The organism is Arthrobacter sp. 2YAF22_2 (genome assembly GCF_052114645.1).
Classification (GTDB): Bacteria; Actinomycetota; Actinomycetes; order Actinomycetales; family Micrococcaceae; genus Arthrobacter.
In genome coordinates, this window is the sequence record NZ_JBFRFD010000424.1 from 1 (window position 1) to 3,344 (window position 3,344).

Here is a 3,344-nt window from a genome sequence, read left to right on the forward strand (position 1 = left end):
GTGGTCGGGCGGCTCAGGCCGCTGATCATGTTGATGGTGGTTGTCTTGCCAGACCCGTTGGGCCCGAGCAGGCCGAAGATCTCCCCGCGCCGGACCCGCAGGCTAAGGTCATCGATCGCGGTAAAGGAGCCGAACCGCTTGGTGACGCCGGTGAGCTCGATGGCCGTTTCGGTCATGCCCGTACCTCCCTGAACCACACGCCCGTGGTCCGGCCGGCAACATCAGTGGGCCAGTTCCATAAGGCGGCGCCTCGGCTCCATGATGGGACTGTGCCGAACAAAACGCAAGGGAATCAGACCCGGCGAACGCACGCGGGCGAACGCCAGCCGGAGGGCGGGCAGAACCCCGTCCTCCGGCTGGATGGATGCGCAGCGGCCTCACGGCCAGGCCCGCACCCCCGAGGTCTCCCCGGGGTTACCAGGTGCGCATATGGTGGTGGCCCTGGCGATCAAAAAATCCGTCCTTGTCGTGCCGGAGTCCGTCGCGTCCCATCCACGAGCCATTGTGGTCGTTGTCCGAACGCCAATTGCCGTTGTCGTCACGCCAGCCCGATCCGTCGGCCCAATCGTGCCAGCGGCCTTCGTTATCCCACCAGCCATGTTGAGCATCGTGCCGGTTGGTGTCATTCATGTGGTGGCGGTCGGTCATCGAGCTGTGGCTCCAGTCGGTAGAGGCCGGGGCGGCTGCGCTCGCAGCGCTCGCCGGAAGGGCGCTTGCGCCCAAGCCCAGAGCCAGCGTCGCCGTCGTCGTTCCGAGAACGCGGATGATCTTGTTCATTGGGTTAGTCCTTTGGAGATTGCTACCTCGCCGCACTGCCCGTCAGCGTCAACTCAGCCGACGACGGCACCTGCGTGCGGTAGCTGATGGTGGTAATCGTGGTGGTTCGACCGGCTATGAACCACGTCACCTCTGATACTTCAACGATAAGAACGGGGAATGCACCGCCCAAGGATTGCGTGCCTTGCGAAGGTTAAGCGGCATCATTCACGTTTCGAGCGTTTTGCTCGGGCTGCCCCGCTAACTCGCATCCAGCCAAGGTCCGCACCGAAGTCCGGCGACGGGGTGTAGCGCCTAAACTGGGGGTGTAGGAAGAGGTTAATGGTGCCGCCGCAGTTGTTCGGCAGGCGGCCTCGATCATTTCGCTTCGAACATTCCGAGCGCGCCCCGGTTCAAGGCAGGGAGACGGGCAAGGTGAGGATCCCGGGTCGACCGTTGAGGGCCAAGCCGCTCGCATCACAGATCCTGGTGTGGGTGCTTTGCATCCTGCTGTTGACAGTGGCCGGCGGGGCGTTCCTCTACGACCGAATCAGCAACCAGACCTTGGAAAGCCAGTACCGCGCCCGTGCACTGGGAATCGCCACCACCGTGGCCCAAATGCCCGAGGTCGCGGCTGCCCTGCAGCACGGCGACCCTGCACGGTCAATCCAGGCGCTCGCGGCCGCCGTGCAGTCCACCGCGCATCCGGACTACGTGATTGTCACTGACCGCAACGGCGTGCGCTATTCCCACCCGAATCCGGCTCTTGTCGGCGCGGTCCTGCACGAGCCCGTGGATGCACTGGATGGCCAGAATCATGTCGGCACCGAGCCGGGACGGCTGGGGCCCTCGGCCAACGCCAAGGCGCCCGTCAGGGCACCGGACGGCAGCGTGATCGGCCAGGTCTCAGTCGGCATCCTGGAAACGACCGAGGACAAGGACCGGGGGCAGCAGATCTGGCTCATAGCCGGTTATTCGGCAGTGGTGCTGCTGATCGGTGCCTTCGGCTCGGTGCTGCTGGCACGGCGGATCAAGAGGGTGACGTTCGACCTGGAGCCGGCCGAGATCGCCTCTCTGTTACAGGACCGCGAGGCTCTACTGCACGGCATCCGTGAGGCGATGATCGGCGTCGACGACGTCGGCCGCATCACCGTGATCAACAGCGAAGCGCGGCGCCTGCTGCACCTGGACGGGAGCGTCGTCGGCCAACGGCTGAAGGATCTGCTTCCGGCCGGCCGGCTGCAGTCCGTCCTGACCGGGGAGCTGGGCGGCACCGACGAGGCGGTCATCACGGACGGCGCGCTGCTGGTAGCCAACCGGATGGCCGTCAGCCTGGGCGGCAGAAGCATCGGCGCCGTCGTGACGCTCCGGGACCGCACCGAGGTGGAGGGGCTGGTCCGCGACCTCCGCTCCGTCCAAGGTCTGATGGAAGCACTCCGCGCGCAGGAGCACGAGTACGCGAACCGACTCCACGTTGTGGGCGGGTTGCTGGAAATGGGCGACGTCGATCAAGCGCGCCGGTTCGTCTCGGGGATTTCAGACACTTCGCGGTCCTTGGGCGAAGGCCTGCGATCGCGGGTGGAACGGCCGGAACTGGCGGCCCTGCTGTTGGCCAAAATCACGGTGGCAGCGGAGCAGGACGTGCAGATCAGCGTCACCGATGATTCCGAGTTGCGGCAGCCCTTCCTGGACACCCAATCGCTCCTGACCATTGTCGGCAACTTGCTGGACAACGCCGTTGACGCTGTCGCGGGGCGGGCCACACCCAGGCTGGTCACGCTCCAGCTCGATGATTCCGCCGGCATCTTCATCTCCGTGACAGACAACGGGCCCGGCGTACCGGCCGAGGTCCTCAACGACGTGGCCGYGGACGGGTTCACCACGAAAAACCAACGGYCCGGCATCCGGCGGGGCATCGGGCTGGCGCTGGTTGCCAGGATCGTGCGTCGGGTCGGGGGAACGCTGGATGTCTTCCCCGGGCCGGGCGGTCGGTTCGAAATCTGGCTCCCTGAACCCGCAACCGAAGGATCGGTGCGCGAGCCCGCATCCCTGGGAGAGGGGCCGGCATGATTCGCACCCTGGTGGTCGATGACGATTTCCGTGTGGCCCGGATCCACGCCGCCCGGGTCGACAGGATTGAGGGATATGAATGTGTCGGCGAGGCCCACACGGCGGCGGCGGCGCGCGCCGCGATCGCTGAACTCAAACCGGATCTCCTGCTCCTTGACGTCTATCTGCCGGACGAGGACGGAATCAGCCTGCTCCGTTCCCTCCAGGCCCGCGGGGAAAATGTGGACGCGATCATGATCACGGCGGCGCGGGACCTGGCGACGGTCCGGGCGGCCATGCGCGGGGGAGCCGTCTACTACCTCGTCAAACCCTTCGGCTTCGAACAACTCCAGACCCAGCTTGAGTCATACCGTCGCTGGCGCCGGGAAGTGGGCGCCGGAACTGTCGCCGACCAGGCCGCCGTCGACCAACTCTTCAACCTGCGGCGTGCACCGTCGAGGGCAGCCGGGAGCCGCCGGCTGCCGCCCACCATGCAAAAGGTCCTCGATGCTGTGGTCCAAGCCGGCGAACCCACGAGT

Annotated in this window: 4 protein-coding genes; 2 read left to right on the forward strand and 2 right to left on the reverse strand. The window is 66.0% G+C overall.

What is annotated here, in order from left to right; genetic code table 11:
• Together AB4Y86_RS15235 and AB4Y86_RS15240 are read right to left on the reverse strand one after the other, a co-directional pair.
• Positions 1-176: ATP-binding cassette domain-containing protein (locus tag AB4Y86_RS15235; RefSeq protein WP_441403037.1), on the reverse strand; the 176-nt coding region annotated here is incomplete at its 3' end.
• A gap of 238 nt (positions 177-414) precedes the next feature.
• Positions 415-777, reverse strand: coding sequence for a hypothetical protein (locus tag AB4Y86_RS15240; RefSeq protein WP_441403034.1), 363 nt, complete (start codon positions 775-777; stop codon positions 415-417).
• 414 nt (positions 778-1,191) lie between these two features.
• Here AB4Y86_RS15240 and AB4Y86_RS15245 point away from each other — a divergent pair, with 414 nt between their 5' ends.
• Together AB4Y86_RS15245 and AB4Y86_RS15250 are read left to right on the forward strand one after the other, a co-directional pair.
• Positions 1,192-2,826 (forward strand): ATP-binding protein, encoded by a 1,635-nt coding sequence (locus AB4Y86_RS15245; protein WP_441403035.1) that lies wholly within the window; start codon positions 1,192-1,194, stop codon positions 2,824-2,826.
• On the forward strand, positions 2,823-3,344 hold a 522-nt coding region (locus tag AB4Y86_RS15250; RefSeq protein ID WP_441403036.1), incomplete at its 3' end, for a response regulator. The genes AB4Y86_RS15245 and AB4Y86_RS15250, both read left to right, overlap by 4 nt.

Coding starts and splice junctions, on each gene's coding strand:
- AB4Y86_RS15240 (WP_441403034.1), bottom strand. CDS start 777: ATGAACAAGATCATCCGCGTTCTCGGAACGACGACGGCGACGCTGGCT.